At 41.0% G+C, this 675-nt stretch carries 1 tRNA gene; it reads left to right on the top strand.

Annotation, left to right across the window (positions count from 1 at the left end):
* The first annotated feature begins 140 nt into the window (after positions 1–140).
* A tRNA-Ala gene (locus ACFO4O_RS14030) sits at positions 141–216 on the top strand.
* The last annotated feature ends 459 nt before the right edge of the window (positions 217–675 follow it).

Genomic DNA, 675 nt, shown 5'->3' on the forward strand with positions numbered 1-675 from the left:
ACTTGGTTTAGCCAGCTTTGTCCCTGTGTTACTCACGTACTATCGTACGCTGCGTTACTCGGAGCAAATCTGCCGTCACCAAGCGAACTGGTTGACGAAGAAGCTACGTAGGCAGGAAGATACTTTTGAAACTGATGTAAGGGGCTATAGCTCAGCTGGGAGAGCGCCTGCCTTGCACGCAGGAGGTCAGCAGTTCGATCCTGCTTAGCTCCACCACTTCTTAGGGAGAGGCCTTACATCGAATAGATTCAAAGCCTTAATCTATAGGTTCATATAAGAAATTATAGGTTAGGGTTTTTTAAACTCTGAAATGTGAGAAGCGCAAGCTTCAAACATGCTCTTTAACAATTTGGAAAGCTGATAATTAGTAATCAATATTTAACGAAAGAGTAACTGATTGAACAACCTCGAAGTAATTCGAGAGATGTTCTTTCAACCGCTACTCTATCTGACGAATGTGCGATGCAAGTGTGCGAGTATTACCTTGTATAGGTAATGACAGTCACCTTGCGCAAGAATAGCCTAATCTGTGATTAGACTATTTTGCACGAAAATATGATTAGCAAACTTGTCACTCATATAATCTAACGCAACGAGAATTCAAAAGGCTCGTTGTTAATACTAGCTAAACAATTTACTTGCTTAATAAAGAAAGAGATGTGCAAACATCCACCC

The organism is Glaciecola siphonariae (genome assembly GCF_042652645.1).
GTDB classification, from domain to species: Bacteria; Pseudomonadota; Gammaproteobacteria; order Enterobacterales; family Alteromonadaceae; genus Glaciecola; species Glaciecola siphonariae.